At 48.6% G+C, this 19,027-nt stretch carries 19 protein-coding genes; all 19 read right to left on the bottom strand.

Going from position 1 to position 19,027, the window contains the following annotated elements; genetic code table 11:
* Positions 1 to 15 precede the first annotated feature (15 nt).
* Positions 16 to 291 (bottom strand): YggT family protein, encoded by a 276-nt coding sequence (locus B9Y93_RS02010; RefSeq protein WP_085492685.1) that lies wholly within the window; start codon positions 289 to 291, stop codon positions 16 to 18.
* Between the two features lie 3 nt (positions 292 to 294).
* Positions 295 to 750 (bottom strand): cell division protein SepF, encoded by a 456-nt coding sequence (locus B9Y93_RS02005; RefSeq protein WP_085492684.1) that lies wholly within the window; start codon positions 748 to 750, stop codon positions 295 to 297.
* Position 751: 1 nt separating this feature from the next.
* Positions 752 to 1,441 (bottom strand): YggS family pyridoxal phosphate-dependent enzyme, encoded by a 690-nt coding sequence (locus B9Y93_RS02000; protein ID WP_085492683.1) that lies wholly within the window; start codon positions 1,439 to 1,441, stop codon positions 752 to 754.
* A 4-nt stretch (positions 1,442 to 1,445) separates the two neighbouring features.
* Positions 1,446 to 2,300 (bottom strand): peptidoglycan editing factor PgeF, encoded by an 855-nt coding sequence (gene pgeF / locus B9Y93_RS01995; RefSeq protein WP_085492682.1) that lies wholly within the window; start codon positions 2,298 to 2,300, stop codon positions 1,446 to 1,448.
* A gap of 46 nt (positions 2,301 to 2,346) precedes the next feature.
* Positions 2,347 to 2,637, bottom strand: coding sequence for a YlmC/YmxH family sporulation protein (locus tag B9Y93_RS01990; protein ID WP_085492681.1), 291 nt, complete (start codon positions 2,635 to 2,637; stop codon positions 2,347 to 2,349).
* A gap of 198 nt (positions 2,638 to 2,835) precedes the next feature.
* Positions 2,836 to 3,618, bottom strand: a complete 783-nt coding sequence (gene sigG / locus B9Y93_RS01985; RefSeq protein WP_085492680.1) for an RNA polymerase sporulation sigma factor SigG — start codon at positions 3,616 to 3,618, stop codon at positions 2,836 to 2,838.
* A gap of 260 nt (positions 3,619 to 3,878) precedes the next feature.
* Positions 3,879 to 4,601 carry an RNA polymerase sporulation sigma factor SigE gene (sigE, locus tag B9Y93_RS01980; RefSeq protein WP_085492679.1) on the bottom strand — a complete coding sequence of 241 codons (723 nt, stop codon included), beginning with the start codon at positions 4,599 to 4,601 and terminating at the stop codon, positions 3,879 to 3,881.
* A gap of 62 nt (positions 4,602 to 4,663) precedes the next feature.
* On the bottom strand, positions 4,664 to 5,650 hold the full coding sequence (locus B9Y93_RS01975; protein ID WP_085492678.1) for a sigma-E processing peptidase SpoIIGA: 987 nt from the start codon (positions 5,648 to 5,650) through the stop codon (positions 4,664 to 4,666).
* 310 nt (positions 5,651 to 5,960) lie between these two features.
* Positions 5,961 to 7,091, bottom strand: coding sequence for a cell division protein FtsZ (gene ftsZ / locus B9Y93_RS01970; protein WP_085492677.1), 1,131 nt, complete (start codon positions 7,089 to 7,091; stop codon positions 5,961 to 5,963).
* A 57-nt stretch (positions 7,092 to 7,148) separates the two neighbouring features.
* A complete protein-coding gene (gene ftsA / locus B9Y93_RS01965; protein WP_085492676.1) occupies positions 7,149 to 8,393 on the bottom strand; it encodes a cell division protein FtsA in 1,245 nt (414 codons plus the stop codon).
* 243 nt (positions 8,394 to 8,636) lie between these two features.
* Positions 8,637 to 9,398, bottom strand: a complete 762-nt coding sequence (locus B9Y93_RS01960) for a cell division protein FtsQ/DivIB (protein ID WP_085492675.1) — start codon at positions 9,396 to 9,398, stop codon at positions 8,637 to 8,639.
* A 129-nt stretch (positions 9,399 to 9,527) separates the two neighbouring features.
* Positions 9,528 to 10,811, bottom strand: a complete 1,284-nt coding sequence (gene murA, locus B9Y93_RS01955; RefSeq protein ID WP_085492674.1) for a UDP-N-acetylglucosamine 1-carboxyvinyltransferase — start codon at positions 10,809 to 10,811, stop codon at positions 9,528 to 9,530.
* Positions 10,812 to 10,827: 16 nt separating this feature from the next.
* Positions 10,828 to 10,992, bottom strand: coding sequence for a hypothetical protein (locus tag B9Y93_RS01950; RefSeq protein WP_088547417.1), 165 nt, complete (start codon positions 10,990 to 10,992; stop codon positions 10,828 to 10,830).
* 449 nt (positions 10,993 to 11,441) lie between these two features.
* A complete protein-coding gene (gene murG / locus B9Y93_RS01945; RefSeq protein ID WP_085492673.1) occupies positions 11,442 to 12,548 on the bottom strand; it encodes an undecaprenyldiphospho-muramoylpentapeptide beta-N-acetylglucosaminyltransferase in 1,107 nt (368 codons plus the stop codon).
* A gap of 5 nt (positions 12,549 to 12,553) precedes the next feature.
* Positions 12,554 to 13,651: a stage V sporulation protein E gene (gene spoVE / locus B9Y93_RS01940; protein WP_085492672.1), complete on the bottom strand. Its 1,098-nt coding sequence runs from the start codon at positions 13,649 to 13,651 to the stop codon at positions 12,554 to 12,556.
* Between the two features lie 42 nt (positions 13,652 to 13,693).
* The gene (gene murD / locus B9Y93_RS01935; protein WP_085492671.1) at positions 13,694 to 15,133 is read right to left on the bottom strand and encodes a UDP-N-acetylmuramoyl-L-alanine--D-glutamate ligase; all 1,440 of its coding nucleotides are present in this window, start codon (positions 15,131 to 15,133) and stop codon (positions 13,694 to 13,696) included.
* 3 nt (positions 15,134 to 15,136) lie between these two features.
* On the bottom strand, positions 15,137 to 16,099 hold the full coding sequence (gene mraY / locus B9Y93_RS01930; RefSeq protein WP_085492670.1) for a phospho-N-acetylmuramoyl-pentapeptide-transferase: 963 nt from the start codon (positions 16,097 to 16,099) through the stop codon (positions 15,137 to 15,139).
* Between the two features lie 30 nt (positions 16,100 to 16,129).
* On the bottom strand, positions 16,130 to 17,533 hold the full coding sequence (locus B9Y93_RS01925) for a UDP-N-acetylmuramoyl-tripeptide--D-alanyl-D-alanine ligase (protein ID WP_085492669.1): 1,404 nt from the start codon (positions 17,531 to 17,533) through the stop codon (positions 16,130 to 16,132).
* On the bottom strand, positions 17,530 to 19,026 hold the full coding sequence (locus B9Y93_RS01920) for a UDP-N-acetylmuramoyl-L-alanyl-D-glutamate--2,6-diaminopimelate ligase (protein WP_085492668.1): 1,497 nt from the start codon (positions 19,024 to 19,026) through the stop codon (positions 17,530 to 17,532). Before B9Y93_RS01920 ends, B9Y93_RS01925 begins: the two co-directional genes overlap by 4 nt.
* Position 19,027: the final 1 nt, after the last annotated feature.

The raw sequence follows: 19,027 nt of genomic DNA, 5'->3' as shown, positions 1-19,027 counted from the left end.
TCAGTCTCCAGCGTGTTATCCTATGATGGTTTGTACAACGGTTATTAAGCCCAGCTGTACAAAGTTGAGCACAAACAGCGCAACGATCGGTGAAATGTCGAGCATGCCTCCGATTGGAGGAATAAAACGACGGAAGATCGACAAATAAGGCTCTACAAGCTTGCCTAAAAATTCACCGATGAAGCTTGCTCTCACATTTGGAATCCAGGACATCAGCACATAAATAATAATCATCCACCAGTAGATCTGAAACAAATAGTTTAGATAAGTCACAATTTGACTTTGTAACATGGTTCACCTCATTCGATTGTGTTCTGCTTCTTCTGAAAACAATTCCGTTATAGAGCCTTGAATCTCGACATTCTCCGGCACACATAAGAAAATGTTGCTTCCTATCTTAGAAATGTTCCCACTTAAAGCATACACGGTTCCACTTAAAAAATCGATAATGCGAAGCGCCTGATCGTTGCGTATGCGCTGTAAGTTAATGACAACCGAGCGGCGGTTGCGAATATGATCCGCAATTTCCTGCGCTTCATCATAGGATCTCGGCTCATATAAAACCATCTTTGAAGCCTTTTGCGAGTGAATGCTCACAATGTTGGATCCTTTTGTCGTCTTGCGAGACTCAAATACGGTCGGCTCGGGTTCTGCCTCATATTCTTCACTATTAGCAATCTTCTCCCGCTCCGTGTATTCCTCTTCATCCTGCATGCCAATAAAATTCAAAAAGCGGTTCATTACTCCCATGCTATTCCCCTTCTTTCCCTACCAGAATAGAGCCAAGTCGAACCCAAGTTGCACCTTCTTCTATTGCGACTTCAAAATCATTAGACATGCCCATCGACAGCTCAGTTAGCGGCTCATTCAAGCCAACTGTGCGGTTCAATTCATCACGCAGCAAGCGAAGACCTCGAAATACAGGTCTTGTCTGCTCGGGTTCCGCCTCAAAAGGAGCCATCGTCATCAGACCGATCGGACGAATATGAGCATACTGCTTTAGCTGTTCCAAGAAAGGAGCTACTTCTTCCGGAGCCAAGCCCTGTTTAGATTGTTCACCTGATATATTAACTTGAATAAAGCAAGGCACCTTCAGTTCAAGCTCACTTGCCTGCTTCTCAATCGCCTTGGCGAGTGATATTCGATCAACAGAATGAATATAAGCAAATCTGCCTACAACCTCTTTTGCTTTGTTGGACTGCAAGGAGCCGATAAAGTGCCATACAGCTTCGTCTTGGTAAGCTCTCCACTTCACTTCCGCATCCTGCCAGCGGTTCTCACCTATTTGTGTCAGCCCAGCTCGAATCGCCGCGCCTGTCGCTTCTAGTGATACATACTTCGTTACTGCGATCACATTCACTTCTTGACGCTTGCGTCCACTGCGTTCACATGCTGCTTGGATTCTCGCTTCCACGTCTTGAATGCGTTGTTCTAATGTCATTGTTTCATCCCTTCTTCCAGCCAATCCAACTTGCCATGCGCCCCGTCTTGCCTCCATCTCTGCGATGGGAGAAGAATAGATCCGAATGACAGCTGGTACACCACGTAGTACATTCGATATGAGATGTCAAAATTCCTGCTTTGATCAGCAATTGTCGATTGATTTCTCGCAAATCAAGCATGGCTCGACCCTGCGAGGCCGCTTTAAGGATGCCTTTATCCTCAATTTCCATGCCCGCAAGCAGCTCCTTCACAGGATTGATCACCCGCTCGTCCACTTCATAGCAGCAAGACCCGATTGAAGGGCCAATCGCTGCCAGAATATCCTTAGGATCACTATCAAAGCGCTCTTTCATACACTGAACAGTCTCAACCGCAATGCCAAGCACCGTGCCTTTCCATCCAGCATGTGCAAGGCCGATTACTTTGCGAACAGGATCGACAAATAATAGAGGCACACAATCTGCGTAATACGATTGCAGCAGTACCCCCTCCTCATTAGTAACCAAGGCATCTGCGTCTTGAATCGCATCCTCTCGCTCCAATCGGCCTTTGCCGGCCTCAGATGCGGTTACAATATGTACATGCTTGCCATGCACCTGCTCTGCACAAGTATAGGATTCAAAAGGGAATCCTACTGCTTGCGAGAGCTGCTTGCGATTATGCACGACCGCTTCTTGTTCATCAGCAACATGCAGCGCCATGTTCATGGAATCATAGGGAGGCTTGCTTGCGCCACCGATTCTCGTCGTGAAGCCAGCGCTAAGATTAGGGATCTTCTTCATCCAGTGCTTTAGCTCAAGCGCCGTTATATTAGAGCCTTTATCGGCCTGAAGTTCTGTCCGTACAAATGGTTCCATTCTCTGTTCACCTCTTCTTCAGTTTACCATAAGGGACAGCCCACGCCTATGAATGATACGTTGTTGTAAGGGATGCATCCGGTTCATCCAAGCGCGGCGGACGGGGCTCCTCCATTTTGACAAGGACCACATCCTCACCGATCTTCACAATATTGCGCCATGGAATCACAAGTTCCGTGCCGCCGCCAAATATTCCGAGAAACTTGCTATAGTTCGGTACTACAATAGCATCAATTCTACCTTGTTTCAAATCCAGCTCCAAGTCGCTGATCTGGCCAAGCTTTTTTCCATCAATGATATTAATAACATCCTTAGTTTGAAAATCGGATATTTTCACAGCACATCACCACACCTATATCGAGAATGGTTGATCACGTTTCTTGGCTTTACGCCTTTCTTTCTAGTATATGTGTGCAATCGCTTAATAAGCCCAGCAGTTCCACTCCAATCCCATTAGAAAAAGCCGATGCAGATGCATCGGCCTTCATGTTGGTTGCTATTATGGCAGTATTGCAGCTACCCGGACTGATAATGCCTAGGTGCGCACATGCTTTTGCATTTGATTGATTGCGGACTTCTCCAGTCGGGACACTTGCGCTTGCGAGATCCCGATCTCCTCTGCAACCTCCATCTGCGTCTTCCCTTCAAAGAAGCGCATGGACAATATCATCTTCTCACGATCATTGAGTTTGTGCATCGCTTCGCGCAAAGCAATCTCCTCAATCCATGACACATCCTTATTCTTATCATCACTAATTTGATCCATCACATAGATGGGATCTCCTCCATCATGATAGATTGGCTCAAATAAGGATACGGGGTCTTGAATGGCGTCAAGCGCAAACACCACATCCTCCTTTGGAACGTTAAGCGCCTCCGAGATCTCATGAATCGTCGGCTCACGCGAGTTCAAGTTGGTTAAGGAATCGCGCACCTGCAAGGCCTTATAGGCAATATCCCGCAAGCTTCTCGATACCCGAATCGGATTGTTGTCACGAAGGTAGCGCCTAATCTCGCCAATAATCATCGGAACGGCATAGGTGGAGAACTTTACATTTTGACCAAGATCAAAATTGTCAATGGCCTTCATCAGCCCAATACAGCCCACTTGAAACAGGTCATCGACAAACTCACCACGGTTGTTAAACCTCTGTATGACACTCAGCACGAGCCGCAAATTTCCGTTGACGAGCTTCTCACGGGCTGAGAGTTCGTTTCGATCCTGAAGAGCCACGAATAATTCACGCATTTCGACATTCGTAAGCACAGGCAACTTGGATGTATCCACACCGCATATTTCGACTTTATTTCGGGTCATTCGTGATTACCTCCCAAGGAGAAACATTAATGTTCATTATCTCCTTGAGCCCCCGAATTATTCCTGCTTACCACAAGTCTTCCATCAACCCACATTCTCTCAATTCGGGTAGCCAAATCAGAGTGCAGGCAGAGCAAAGCCTGCGGCCCAACGAAGCCACAGACTCTCTTATTTGGTGCTATAAAGGGATAGAGGTGTAGCCTTAAAGAGGTGGGGCATGAATTGGCATGCATTCCGTCCCATGCAGTTCAAACGAATGTTCATACCATCTTGTTGAATTCTTTGCGCAGCCGCTTAATGATGCGCTTCTCAAGACGGGATATGTAGGACTGCGAGATGCCAAGCAGATCCGCGACATCCTTCTGCGTCTTCTCTTCCCCATCCGATAAGCCAAAGCGAAGCTCCATAATGACTCGTTCGCGTTCAGTTAATTTATCGAGCGCCTTGTGCAGCAGCTTGCGGTCCACCTGCTCCTCGATATTTTTATATATCGTATCGTTCTCTGTTCCTAATACATCCGAGAGCAGCAGCTCATTGCCATCCCAATCGATATTGAGCGGCTCGTCAAATGACACTTCCGTACGAGTTTTCGAGTTCCTGCGAAGATACATGAGAATCTCATTTTCAATACAGCGCGACGCATAGGTCGCAAGCTTAATCTTCTTCTCAGGATCAAACGTATTGACCGCTTTGATTAAGCCGATTGCGCCAATGGACACGAGATCTTCGATGTGAATGCCGGTGTTCTCGAACTTGCGGGCAATGTATACAACAAGCCGCAAATTGCGCTCAATCAGCATCGCGCGGATCGCGCTGTCTCCGCTTGAGAGCTTCCCGAGCAGATACTCTTCTTCCTCGCGAGTTAGTGGGGGCGGCAGCGCTTCGCTGCCGCCAATATAATATACATCCGCCCGCTTCAGTCCTAGAAGCAGCAGAATTCGGTACATTTGGATTTGCATCATTAATTTCCATTTGGTTCGCATCATTGTACCTCCTAAGAATGGAATAGAGAAGCTGATCTCACTGCCGCGAATGTTCGAATACGCTATGATGCCTTCGTCGCCAGTGCCTCACTAGATGCGCTAGCGCATCCCTCCACTTTCAACGAAGCATCAACCATATCCGGATGCACGATAGCCTGGAACTGTTGATCTGCTGACAGCTTGCCGCTATCAAGGCCGATAATGGCCTGTGTGATACGATATATCGACTGATCATAGGTAATGTGAATATAATCTGGCTTGAAGCCAATCATCCACTGCGAGTTTGCATTTACCCCTCGATATGGAATAATGCGCAGCTTCGCCTCATCAACGACCCCTTTCTCCTCTTCGCTGCATGCTTCATTGAGGCCATTCAGCACATCCCCTTCACGAACCGCCTTCAGCCATGAAGCAGGAAGAATGCCTTGCCACAGCTCTACGTCTGTAATCATGACCGGAGCGCCTGACAAAGGTTCCTTCAGGCTGTTTCCCGTGTCAATAAGGCCTGTGCAAGAGCAAACCTGTCCACCTATTCCAATCTCGACTTGAACAAGAAAGCTGTTCATCTGGGCTTGCTGCTTCTGTTGGCCCCACGACAGCCGGTACAGCCCATAAGCACAGCACAGACCGATCATTAAAAGAGCAGCCCCAAACTTCAGCTTCTCTTGAACCACATCTGAGGCAGTATGCTGAAAAACTGCCCATAAGGTTGCATCCTGCAGCAAATACTGTATACCAATCGCACCTCCCGCGATGACAAAAGCGCTAAAATAAAAAGCTAACAAGTTACGAAAGAAATATCCGAATTGGTGAAATCCAAACGCCACCATCAGCATACAAATAGAAATGAGAACTTTTCCTCCAAGGGTAAGCAAAAAAGGAACCGTGGGAACAAAAAGGACGCCTGCGTACAGGGTGCCGATTAAGGCTGCACCTATCACTCGGGTTCGTGTGGGACGAATACCCCGCAGCTTTGCCGTCATCCTAAGCAGCGTCCAGTCCAACACAAGGTTGAGACCAAGCACCAGATCGGCATATATGACGGTCAATATTCTCCCTCCTTCTCAAGCCGTCAATCACTGTTAGAATTAACTTTAGTATAAAGAGTGGTCTGTTCGAAGTCTGTCTAATGCTGGATGGGGATTGTCACTTTTTTTGTCGGACACCGTCACTCGTCGTCATGGAGAAATAAATGGTAAGCCTTTGCAAAAAAGCCAAGAGCACATGACTCTCCGCTGAAGCCAGTATGGTTAAGGTCCGCAGCCTTCATTGACAAGTAAATACAAAAAAGGGTTGTCCATACAGTCATAGACTGCAAGACAACCCTTTCGCTTGAATCCTAGCGAGCTAGGATTGGCATTAATCATTATTCGTGTTACGAGGACGGTTCCGCAAGAATGTTGGAATGTCCAACTGATCAGAGGAAGGCTGATTGCCAAACGGACGAAGCGTTGAAGGATTGCTGCGCGCCTCACTAGGTTCTGGTGAGGATGTACTCGCAGATGGACGACGCACTTGGTTCACCGATGGCATGGGCTTATTCTCAAAGCCTGTTGCAATAACCGTTACTTTGATATCATCCTTCATGCTTTCCTCAATAATCGCACCGAAGATCATGTTCACTTCTGGATCAGATGCTTCAGTAACGATTTCTGCCGCTTCGTTGACTTCATACAAGCTCAAGTTAACACCGCCAGTGATGTTCATAATGACACCACGCGCGCCATCAATTGAAGTCTCCAGCAACGGGCTCATAATCGCCTTGCGAGCCGCTTCTGCTGCACGGTTCTCTCCATTTGCAATGCCAATCCCCATAAGTGCAGAGCCGCGCTCTGTCATAATGGTCTTCACGTCAGCAAAGTCAAGGTTGATGAGACCTGGAACAGCAATCAAGTCAGAGATGCCTTGAACCGCTTGACGCAGAACGTTGTCTGCTTCGCGGAATGCTTCAATCATCGGAGTCTTCTTGTCTACGATCTCAAGCAAACGATCGTTCGGGATGACGATAAGCGTATCTACCTTTTCCTTAAGCGCTTCAATGCCTTGCTCGGCATTTCTTGAGCGCTTCGGTCCTTCAAAAGTAAACGGACGAGTGACAACGCCCACCGTCAAAGCTCCGCATTCACGTGCAATCTCTGCAATAAATGGAGCAGCACCTGTTCCCGTTCCGCCTCCCATACCTGCAGTAACGAAGACCAAGTCCGCACCTTTCAACGTGCTCATGATCAAGTCGCGTGATTCTTCAGCCGCTTTTTTGCCTACCTCAGGGTTAGCGCCTGCACCTAATCCACGAGTCAGTTTCTCGCCAATCTGAAGCTTGTGCTCAGACTTCGCAAAGTGAAGCGCCTGAGCATCCGTATTAACGGTAATAAAGTCAACGCCCTGAACGCCGTTATCGATCATACGGTTAACAGCATTGCTTCCGCCGCCACCTACGCCGATGACCTTAATTTGGGCTAATGATTCCATTTCGAATTCGAATTCCAACATGAGTACTCCATCTCCCCTTCATTGTGCATGGATGGCATGAGGTCAATTTGTCCATTTTTAAATAAATTCACTAAACATATTCTTAATCTTTTCGATGAAGCCCGGCTTCGTCGCAGTCTCCACAGGAGCTGCTTTGCGTGGCGCGGATTTCTTATTGCTCGAACCTCCACGAGGGCGTACAGAACGCAATACGTGATGCAGCACGCCTACCCCGCTTACAAAGCCTGGGTCGCGGACGCCTATAAAGTCAGGCACCGCGATACGAACTGAAGTTTGCAGCTCGGCTTGAGCTGCGCTAAGCACGCCAGGCATCGATACTGTGCCGCCTGATAATATATAACCACCAGGCAATTCAGTAAACCCTAGCCGCTTCACCTCATTTTTAACCAAATGGAAGATCTCTTGAACGCGAGGCTCAATAATGTTCGCGAGGAACAGCTGGTTAAACTCCTTCTCAACATTGCTGCCGATGCGCGTTACCTTGAACACAACATCCTCAGCAGCGTCGTCAATCCATGCACAGCCGAACTTCAGCTTGATCTTCTCTGCTTGATCTGACATCGTACGCAAACCATAAGCGATATCATTCGTGACAAAATCGCCACCTATCGGAAGCGTTGAAGTCGCTGCAAGTGTGCCATCTTGGAAGACAGAGATTGTCGTTGCACCTGCGCCGACATCAACAAGTACAGAACCTACCATCTTCTCATCCTTCGATAGTGCCAGTTGACCGCTAGCCATCGGAATAAGGATAAGATTTTTCACATATAGGCCAGCCTTCTCAACACATCTGAGCAGGTTGTGTATGCCTGTCTTGGCCCCAGTGACAATCGTCGCATCCACTTCCAAGCGAACGCCAATCATGCCTCTTGGGTCATGGATATCATGAAGTCCATCCACAACGTATTGCTTGGCAACGACATCAATGATCTCACGCTCTGGTGGCAATGCGATCACTTCAGCTGCCTTCAGGACTCTTACAATATCTTCTTCACCAATCTCACGATCTTCATTAGAAACAGCCACAACCCCGTGAGAGGATTGCAACCCGATATGATTCCCTGTTATACCCACATAGACTTCGGATATTTCAATACCGACCATACGCTCCGCATGCTCAACCGCATTGCGAATGGATTGCACAGTCTGGTCAATATCTACAATCGCACCTTTGCGAATACCTTCTGATTCAGCAGATCCAACGCCGATAATTTGCAGTGTCCCGTTGTTAATCTCGCCGATTATAGCGCGCACTTTGGATGTACCGATGTCCAAACTCACAATGATGTCATTGCTGCTCAAGCCGTGGCACCTCCCATATATCTAATAAATTGGTATGTGTATCCCCGGATTCCTCTGTATGTATTCAACAAAGCTGAGTCATTCCCTCTTTTTTTTACAAATAATTTTGTTAGATGTCAATTCCAGCTAGAATTCGACAAGCACGGTGCTGAAAATGCAAGATTTAGTAGGTTATGACTTGAAATACCATAAAACTTATTCTAGCATTTTTTGCGTATATTGAGTAGAGTTTTTTTCCCACTCTTACTCGTCAGCATTTTCCTTTGACAGGTTGGTATAAGAGATATAAGAGTCTGCCTGCAGCATCGTGATTCTGCCCGGTTCCTGCGTCTCGACGATCCCGCTTAAGTAAGCAATCTTGTCAGGCAGCATGGACACCGTCGTAATGACTTCGAAGCCAGATCTCGTATAAATCTTGATTCGATCATTGAAAGAATCGGAAGGGTCATACTTAATCTCAGAAATATCAGCAAGAAGCCCTTCTGGTATCGCCGCAAGCGAAGTGGAAAGCTGCTTTTTCACGGCATCTCCATTCGGATCTGACCAGTTGGTTAATAAAGGCTTCTCCAATACAAGCTGCTTTTCCTGCTTAAGAAGGACAACAGAGCCATTTTCCAAGCATGCCTCAACTTGTCCATCGCTTTTCAACTCATAGGCAACCGTCTCATATTCCTTCACGTATACCGTTACCTTGCCTGGGAAGTGCTTCTCCATCTGTACAGATTGAATGAAGGGATAAGAGGATATGATCGCCTCTTTGATCTTCTCCTCTGACATAAAGAAGTATGGAGAACCTGACTTCAGCCCGCTTGCTTCGCTCAGCTGTTCCTTGGCTGCCATCGTGTTACCTACAAATCGCAAGTCGTTGACCTTGCTGATTGGAGAGCGAAAAAACAGCACACTAAGCAAAACAAGGCATAATAAAACAATGATGCAAATCAAACGTGTGCTTCTTCGCTTCTTGGGCGGTTGTGTAGGCAGCGTAGGTATTGCTCTGACTTGCAATCACTACCACCCCTTCCCTTGTAAAATATATAATATGCCTAATCCCCTCCATTGGAGGGGACGGATCCATCATGTCTCACGTTCACCGTTATTCATACGCAGTGTGATCAGTCCATACACTAGAAGCATCTAACCATTCGCCATGTCTAGCTTCGGCACAGCCGCAATTCGCTTTATACGAGCCCCTAGTCGTGTAAACATATTCTCTATTCCGTCGTAGCCGCGATCGATATGATGTATTCTCTCTATGACTGTAGGTCCTTCGGCAGCAAGCCCCGCAATCACGAGTGCTGCGCCTGCTCTTAAATCGGTCGCTTCAACGGTTGTTCCATACAGCTTATTTACGCCTCGTACAATAGCGCTGCTCAAATCCACACGAATATCAGCGCCCATTCGACTGAGTTCATCCACATGCTTGAATCGTCCTTCGAATATCGTTTCTTTCACTACACTCACCCCATCGGAGAGTGTAAGCAAAACCATAAGCTGAGATTGAAGATCCGTAGGAAAGGCGGGATAAGGCGAAGTGACCACCCGGTCTACTGCTCGAGGTCTTCCAAAGCTGGTCACGTTAATTATACCATTACTGGTAGCGATCTGCACCCCAGCACGACGGAGAATATGAATAAGCGACACGAGATGCTCGGAATAGGCATTGGTCAGCGTTACCGCACCCCTTGTCGCGGCGGCAGCAATCATCAGAGTTCCCGCTACAATTCGGTCTGGTATCACTTCGTATTGCGTACCTCTAAGGTTATTCACACCTTCGATTGTAATCGTGTCACTGCCTGCGCCGCTAACTTTCGCCCCCATACGATTCAGGAAGTTCTGCAGATCAACGATCTCTGGTTCTCGTGCAGCGTTGCTTAGCACCGTCTTGCCTTCTGCAAGCACGGCAGCCATCATAATATTTTCCGTTGCCCCTACACTTGGGAAGTCCAAATGAATTGCAGAGCCAACCAGTTGATCTGCTCGACAGGTCATCAGGTTCCCTTTTTGCTCAATCTTCGCCCCTAAAGCTTGCAGTCCTCTGAGGTGAAGATCGATCTTGCGCTCACCGATCGCGCAGCCGCCAGGTTGATAAATATGCACTTCACGATACTTGGCAAGCAGCGGCCCCATTAAAAAAATGGATGAACGCATCTGGCGCATTAAATCCTCAGGAATATGAGATGTTCGTAGACCTGAACTATCAATAACAACGGTATATCCATCATGCGAAGCCCGGCATCCTAAGCCCCTTAAGATGTCCAACATAACCTCGATGTCGAGTAATTGCGGTACATTGTGAAGCTCCACTGCGCCATCCGCCAAGATGGCAGCTGCCAAGATTGGCAGGGCGGCGTTTTTTGCTCCATGGATCCGTATGGTTCCCGAAAGAGGCTTTCCACCTTCAATCACCAATTTATCCAATGTATCACCTCCGAGATTACCACTCACCCACCACCATATTTTCCGGAACCAGCCCAATTCCGTAGGTTTCCATGACTTTTTGTTGTATCCGCCTCATGAGGGTGAGCACATCATGCGCTGTCGCTTGCCCGGTGTTTACAATGAAATTGGCCTGCTGCGTGGAAAACCCTTCGCTTCGCATCCCATTATCCAGGCTTCTTCAATCAGCCGACAGCTGACTCTATTTATACGCGACACATCTAACCCATGAGCTCTGGCATTCATATAGGCGGCCCGCCGACCATGCCTGAAATGCCTCCTGCAATATCAAGAACAAATATTCCTGCTTTGCCTGCCTTTCACAGCTAGCTTGATCAAGGATAAATCAGCGCCTGCTTCTATCGTTTATATCCCCAATTCTTTAACAAACGCTCTGATAAATAGGATAACCTCCTACTCCTCGACCTAGCTCTGCCTGTTCCACTGTCAGGCATAAGACCATCAACTAGGCTGTCATGTTTAGGGAGACAGTCACGATTATAGAGTATCTTATGACAGCTGCACATGTTGTGTGACACCCGCCCACTGCGGCAATGCACTTGCTTCATTTATCACCTTTTCATCCCTAACACAAAGCAAAACGGGCAAGATTTACTCGCCCGTCAATCGCTTCATCTCCGCTACAATGCGTGCAGCCGAATCTGGTTGTCCATATGCTTTCGCGCGATCACTCATCAGCTTGCGTTTATCACGCTGTACGATAAGCTGCTCGATCTCCTTGAAGAGCTGCTGTGCGCTCAGCTTGCTTTCTAGAAGCATCACAGCGGCACCCGCTTGCTCCAATGATCTCGCATTCGCTTCCTGATGATTGTTGGTCACATTTGGTGAAGGAATAAGGATCGATGGAATCCCAAGAGCCGTGAGCTCCGCTAGCGAGGAAGCTCCTGCCCGGCTCACGGCAACGGTTGTTGCAGCAAGCACCTCTGGCATATTGCTGACATAAGGCAGGACATGAAGGTGATTCCGAAGACCAGAATTCGCCTGAAGCACTGCTTTTCTCGTATCTTCATAGTACTGCTGTCCGGTTACATAGACAAAATGGACATCAGGCAGCTTCTTCAAGAACGGCACCATGCCGATCATGGCCTCGTTGACAACTCTAGCTCCACGGCTTCCTCCAACCACCAGCACAAGCTCGCTATCCTGCGGCAGTCCAAGCGAAGCGAATCCGCGCTCTCGGTTCGCCTCAACAACTGCAGTTGCTCGTGGATTGCCTGTAAACAACACATGCTTCGCCTTGTCAAAGTAAGACTTTGACTCCTCGAAGCTCAAGGCGACCGTACTTGCATATCGGCTTAGGAATTTGTTCGTAAGGCCCGGAATAACATTCTGCTCATGGATAATCGTAGGAATGCCAAGCTTCGCAGCAGCATAGACCACCGGTCCACAAACGTAACCGCCTGTGCCAATGACGACATCCGGCTTGAACGTTCTTAGAAGTTCTTTAGCCCTGCTCACCCCTCGCAAGAAACGCATAATCGTCTTGACATTCTCAAAAGAAAGCTTGCGGCGAAAGCCTGTAATCTCAATCGTCTCGAATGGCAGCCCTTCATCTCGGACCAGCTTGCTCTCCAAGCCTTTTTCAGTGCCTATATATAAAAATTCGCTATTGGGATCACTCTTCTTGCATTCCCGTGCGATGGCGAGTGCAGGATATATATGTCCGCCTGTACCTCCGCCGCTTAGCACGACGCGCATTTCTTTCACCTCGCATAACGTGATATATTAAGCAGTACACCCAATGCGGTCAGCATCAAGGTTAAAGAAGAACCACCATAGCTGATTAATGGCAGCGTGATTCCTGTTACAGGCATCATGCCAATGACAACCCCAACATTGATAATAACTTGTACCGCAACAATGCCAACAATTCCAGCTGCAAGCAGGCTGCCAAAGGTATCCGGCGCGGTTATCGCAGCCCTCATCCCCCTCCACACAACGATCAAGAACAAGAGAATGACGGTCACACAGCCAATAAACCCAAGCTCTTCTGCAAGAATGGAGAAGATAAAGTCCGTCTGCGGCTCTGGAACGTAGCTGTACTTCTGTCGGCTTGCGCCAAGACCTAGTCCTGTAAGACCCCCAGGACCGATGGCGTATAAGGATTGAATGATCTGATAGCCTGTACCAAGCGGATCCTGCCAAGGGTCCAAAAATCCGGTAATCCGCTTCATCCGATACGGCGCTGCCAAGATCAGACCCACCAGCCCTGCTACACCGATCATGCCGAGTCCGACCAAATGCTTCATGCGAACACCTGCCACAAAAATGACGAGCAAGGAGGCTCCCATCATGACCGTGCCTGAACCAAGATCCGGCTGAAGCATGATGATACCGAAGGCAAGCCCCATTACGCCTAGTGCGGGCAGCAGCCCCTTCGTAAAGTTTGTTATGGAATGCTTTGACTCTGAGAGCATGTACGATAAGAAGACAATCATGCCAAGCTTCATGAACTCAGAAGGCTGAATGCCAAATGATCCAATCCCAAGCCAGCTTCTTGCTCCTCCACGTACAACTCCAATGCCTGGAATCAATACGATAATTAATAGGACAAAGCAGGCAACAAGCCCAATCTTAGCATAACGTTTCCATACGTGATAGTCTACGTTCATCGTAATGAACATCGCGATCAGCCCTAAGCCTGCAAACAAGAGCTGACGCTTGACAAAGTAGAAGGAGTCCCCGTACTCGCGAAAGGCTAGCACAGCTCCTGCACTATACACCATAACGATACCGATCGCTAATAGCGATACGACTGCAAGGATGAGCCACATATCGGGCGCGGTTTTTGCTTTGACCATTCGGTACACCTCGTCTGACAATGTAGAGGCTTGAACACCCCTCTACTTAAGACTATGCACCGCTTCCTTAAAAATGCGTCCGCGAGTCTCATATGAAGGGAACATATCCCAGCTGGCGCATGCCGGAGACAACAAGATAATATCTCCTGCCAGAGCCATCTGCTTCGCCTCTAGAACTGCCTCTTGAATCGCTAGTTCAGCATTATCCCCAGTGTCGACGATCTTTACTTGCTTCAAACCTGCTTCTTGCGCAACGCCTTCAAGAATATGACGGGTTTCGCCAATGGCAACAAGCCCCTTTACGCACTTCTCGAAGTATGGAGCGAATTCTTTGAAGTCAAGGCCACGATCAAGTCCTCCAGCTATCAAAATGATGTTCCCTGGAAATGCATCCAGCGCCATCTGTGTGGCAATCGTATTCGTTGCCTTGGAGTTATTGAAGTAGCGTACGCCATCGAACTCCCGTACGAATTCCAAGCGATGCTCCACCCCCTTGAAAGACTTCAAGGCAGAGATTAGGGCCTCGGGCTTTGCCCCGCAGGCAACGGCGATTGTAATTGCGGCAAGAGCATTATCCACATTGAATTTCCCCGGAAGCCCTAGTTCATGTGCAGGCAGTAGACGATGGGTCTGTCCTTCTTCATCCTTAAACATGAGATAGGGATGAAGCGCCTCTCCTTCTGCGGCCTTAGACTCCGCTTCCACAAAGGTAGGCTCAAGATAAGCGCCGATCTCGACGGCTTGCTTCGATGAGAACCACCATACTCTAGCATGAAGCTCTGGCGCCATCTGCCGGCATACGTCATCATCCGCGTTAAGCACAGCGATGTCGTCTGTTGTCATGTTGGCGAACAGCTTTGCCTTTGAAGAGATGTAATCCTCCATAGACCCATGATAATCAAGATGCGTCTCAGCGATGTTCAATAAGCATGCCACATGGGGCTTGAATGCCTGTGTCCCTTTTAATTGGAAGCTGCTGAGTTCCAAGACCACTTGCTGCTTCTCTGACAGCTCTCCTGCCACGCTGTTAAACGGTGTGCCGATATTGCCTGCTACAACAGGATCTAGACCTGCGGCCTCCAGCATCTGACCGACCCAGGTCGTCGTGGTTGTCTTTCCGTTGCTTCCTGTAATTCCTGCAATCGGCGCTTTGCACAAGTGATATCCGACCTCAATCTCGGTGACCACGTCGATTCCGATGCGTAAAGCCTCCACGATCGGTGGCGCACTATAGGGAATGCCCGGATTTTTGACCACTAGCGCCGTATCTGTCGTAATCAGATCATCCGGATGACCTCCCAATACAACACAAATGCCCAAAGCTTCTAGTTCAGAAGCCTCGGGGCATTGTTCACGGTCCTTTTTATCATTAACGATGACTTCGGCACCACGTTCATGAAATCGTTTTGCTACATCGAAGCCACTGCGGGCTAAGCCTAATACAACCACACGTTTTCCTTGATATGCATCTGGATGGTTCATTGATTACAACCCCTTGTTAATCCATAATCCGAGTGCAGCGAGCACAATCCCAACAGCCCAGAACGTAATTACGACACGCCACTCGGACCATCCAGACAATTCAAAATGATGGTGAATGGGGCTCATCTTGAAGACTCGCTTTCCTCTTAGCTTAAAGGACACCACTTGAATAATAACAGACAGCATCTCCATTACGAATACGCCGCCGATAAGAATAAATAAGAGCTCCGTCTTAGTCAGAATGGCAACGGCTGCGATAGCTCCGCCAATACCAAGCGACCCTGTATCACCCATGAATACCTTCGCAGGATGAACGTTGAAGACCAAGAAGCCAAGCGTCGCTCCAATCATAGCCGCTCCGCAGACGGCAGCAGCAATCTCTGAAGTTTGCAGGGCAATCAGCGTGAATGCCGCAAAGGCGATGGCGCTTGTTCCAGACAACAGGCCGTCTAGACCGTCTGTAAAGTTAACCGCATTCGAGATCGCAAGCATCATCAGCACAACGAAGATGTAGTAGAACCAGCCAAGATCAAGTCCCCACGACGTACCTGGTACGCCAACAAAGGTGCTGTGATCCATCTTGGCAAGCAATACGCACACAACAGCCGCAAAAAACAGCTGTCCGAACAGCTTCTGTCTTGCGGTCAAGCCTAGTGAGCGTCTAAATACAATTTTAATATAATCATCTAAAAATCCAATCAAACCAAACCCTAAGGTCGCCACCAGCAATACGTAAAAATCAGTATCTCGTACCGAGAACTTAACAAATGCCAATGTAAATGCCAGTAAAATGATAACCCCGCCCATCGTAGGGGTCCCCTTCTTCTTCAGATGGGACTGGGGTCCGTCGTCACGTACCTGCTGACCGAATTTCAACCGTCTTAACAACGGAATGCATAACGGGCCTAATATGACGGCTAGGATAAAAGATACACCGATTGTCATTAATATCAACTTGAAGTCCAAACCTCTACACCTCCCGTTACCGCAGACCGACTAATGCTTCGTACTGATCCATGGTTCTACTATTTCTTCAAGCTTCATTCCGCGTGATGCCTTCAGCAGCACCGTGTCGCCAGGATTCACTAGGCTCTGAAGATAGTCTCGCAGTTCATTCTTGTCTTGGAAGCTGTGAACGGCTTCAGATGCCAATTGATGAAGCGCCCCCTTCGCAATCGAAGCGCCAAGCTTGCCGTACGTAAGCAATACGTCAAGCGTATCTGGAAGAATGCCTGAGCCCACCTCTTCATGAAGCTCCTCTTCACGCGGTCCAAGCTCCAGCATATCTCCAAGAATGGCAATGCGCTTGCCCCCTCTTACAGATGCAAGCACATCAAGGGCAGCTTTCATCGCGGTTGGACTAGCATTGTAAGCATCATTCAGGAGAATCCAGCCATCCTTCGTTATCGTCTTCTCAATCCGCATGCCGGAAATGCTTGCAGATGACATCGCAGCGCTGATCATTGGCTCGGGCACACGGAACAAACGGCCTACTGCAAGCGCAGCAAGCGAATTAAGCACATTATGCTTGCCTAGCAGTGGGATTGAGTACACATTCGTACCCAAGGTCTCGTTCGCTACAGTGAACGACATGCCATCCTCATGCTGCATGATGCCTTCAGGACGATAGTCACATTGGACGCCAAAGCCAAAGGTGACCACACTCATGCGCTCCGGTTTTTCGGTTTGCTCCTCTTGAAACACTTGTGCAAGCAGCGGCTCATCGCCATGGCAGATCAGAATCCCGTCAGGCTTAAGTCCGCTGATGATTTCCATTTTGGCTCTTGCAATCTCTTCTCTAGAGCCGAGCTGAAGCAGATGTGCTTCCCCAACATTCGTAATAACCGCAACATCGGGATGAACTAGCTTCGTCAGCAGTTCAATCTCTCCTCGACTGCTCATGCCCATCTCAAGCACTGCAATATCAGTGTCCTTTGGCATGCGAAGCACCGTCAATGGAAGTCCAATATGATTATTAAAATTGCCATCCGTCTTATGCACGCGGAACGTTCGCGACAAGACGGATGCAATAAGATCCTTAGTCGTCGTCTTGCCGTTGCTGCCGGTCACGGCAACGACCTTAACCGGAAGCGTCCGGATATAGCTGGATGCCAGCTGCTGCAGAGCTTCAAGCGTATCTTCCACCAGGATAAGCGGCAATGATGTCTTAGGCAGCGGGTGATCCTGCTGCCACAGAGCAGCGTGCGCACCATCCGCAATGGCTTGTTCGACATAGGCATGCCCGTCGAATCGATCCCCAACAAGCGGGACAAACAGTCCACCCTGTACGATCTGACGCGAGTCTGTGCTTACTCCAGCGATGAGCAGCTTCTCATCCTGATTAGGCAATAGCTCGCCGCCGCACATGGACGCAATGCCTTGTAAATTGGTTTCAATCACAGATTCAATCCCCTTATCGCTTCTTCGGCAACCTTGCGGTCGTCAAAATCATGAATTTCCTTGCCAATGATTTGATATGTTTCATGGCCTTTCCCCGCAATCAATACTACATCCTGCGGGCTTGCCTTTTCAATAGCTTTTGTAATCGCCGCACGGCGATCTACAATGCATTCATAGCGAGATTCTGCTACATGGTGCTCCTTCAGCCCTGCTTCAATATCCTTTAGGATCAGCTCTGGATCCTCTGTTCTCGGATTATCAGACGTCACAAACAGGTAATCCGCATACTTTGCAGCAATCTGCCCCATGATCGGGCGCTTCTTGCGGTCGCGGTCCCCACCGCAGCCAAATACGCAGTACACTTGCCCTTCAGCAAACTCCTTCACCGTCTCGAGCACATTTTCAAGCCCGTCTGGCGTATGCGCGTAATCGACGATAACTGAGTACGGCTGGCCTGCTTCAACAGGCTCAACGCGGCCTGCCACACCAGGAACAGCTTCCAAGCTCTTCACGATGTCATCAAGCTTAATGTTCTCAATCAGCCCTACTGCAATGGCAGCCAATGCATTATATACATTAAACTTGCCTACCATTCTGAGCTTCACTTCAGCTGATCCGCGGAAGGTATCGAGCTTGAAGCTTGTGCCTTGCGCTGTAATCTTAATCTCGGATGCACGCACATGGGCATTCTCATGTAGGCCATAAAGAATCGTTTCTGCCGTTGTCAAGCCTTTGAAATATTCACTAGCGGGATCATCCGCATTCAGTACGGCATAAGCGCGATCTTCTTCCTTCTCAGAAAAGGTATTTCCAAGACGAGAAAAGAACAAACCTTTCGCTTCTCGGTAAGCTTCCATTGTACCATGATAATCCAGGTGATCCTGCGTTAAATTGGTGAATACGGCAGTACGGAAGCGGCAGCCCTTTACGCGTCCTTGCTCCAAAGCATGAGAGGAAACCTCCATGGCACAAGCTCGAACACCTTGATCAACCATGTCTCTTAACGAGGCTTGCAGGTGCATAGCGTCCGGAGTTGTGCCAGACATTGGGAACGTCTGGTTCGCATAGCGCATTTCGATCGTGCCAATGACTCCCGTGGATTGTTCCGCATCCATCAGGATGCGTTCAATAAGATGAGTTGTTGTCGTTTTGCCATTGGTGCCAGTAACACCAATCAGACGCAGCGCTTGACTTGGATTGCCGTAGAAGCATGTGCTCAAGGCCGCAAGTGCTTCGCGAGCATTCGATACGACCAACTGAGGCACATCAAGCTCCAGCTCACGTTCGACTACAAGGGCGGCTGCCCCCGCCTCAACAGCTTGCGGGGCATATTGATGTCCGTCTTGTGCTGTACCTGAGATGCAGAAGAACAAATCGCCTTTGTGTACATGGCGCGAATCATTGCTTAGACCTTGAATGATAGTAGCAGGGTCTCCTTTTAAAGACGCTGTAATAAGTAAGGATGTTGCTTCCGAGAGTGAAAACTGGTGCATC

The sequence above is a fragment of the Paenibacillus aquistagni genome (assembly GCF_900177815.1).
In the GTDB taxonomy this organism is placed as follows: domain Bacteria; phylum Bacillota; class Bacilli; order Paenibacillales; family Paenibacillaceae; genus Paenibacillus_B; species Paenibacillus_B aquistagni.
The sequence above is the reverse complement of the archived record's forward strand: the minus strand, read 5'-3'. Positions and strand labels throughout refer to the sequence as shown.

Coding starts and splice junctions, on each gene's coding strand:
- B9Y93_RS02010 (WP_085492685.1), bottom strand. CDS start 291: ATGTTACAAAGTCAAATTGTGACTTATCTAAACTATTTGTTTCAGATC.
- B9Y93_RS02005 (WP_085492684.1), bottom strand. CDS start 750: ATGGGAGTAATGAACCGCTTTTTGAATTTTATTGGCATGCAGGATGAA.
- B9Y93_RS02000 (WP_085492683.1), bottom strand. CDS start 1,441: ATGACATTAGAACAACGCATTCAAGACGTGGAAGCGAGAATCCAAGCA.
- pgeF (WP_085492682.1), bottom strand. CDS start 2,300: ATGGAACCATTTGTACGGACAGAACTTCAGGCCGATAAAGGCTCTAAT.
- sigG (WP_085492680.1), bottom strand. CDS start 3,618: ATGACCCGAAATAAAGTCGAAATATGCGGTGTGGATACATCCAAGTTG.
- sigE (WP_085492679.1), bottom strand. CDS start 4,601: ATGCGAACCAAATGGAAATTAATGATGCAAATCCAAATGTACCGAATT.
- ftsZ (WP_085492677.1), bottom strand. CDS start 7,091: ATGTTGGAATTCGAATTCGAAATGGAATCATTAGCCCAAATTAAGGTC.
- B9Y93_RS01950 (WP_088547417.1), bottom strand. CDS start 10,992: ATGCGAAGCGAAGGGTTTTCCACGCAGCAGGCCAATTTCATTGTAAAC.
- murG (WP_085492673.1), bottom strand. CDS start 12,548: ATGCGCGTCGTGCTAAGCGGCGGAGGTACAGGCGGACATATATATCCT.
- spoVE (WP_085492672.1), bottom strand. CDS start 13,651: ATGGTCAAAGCAAAAACCGCGCCCGATATGTGGCTCATCCTTGCAGTC.
- murD (WP_085492671.1), bottom strand. CDS start 15,133: ATGAACCATCCAGATGCATATCAAGGAAAACGTGTGGTTGTATTAGGC.
- B9Y93_RS01920 (WP_085492668.1), bottom strand. CDS start 19,026: ATGCACCAGTTTTCACTCTCGGAAGCAACATCCTTACTTATTACAGCG.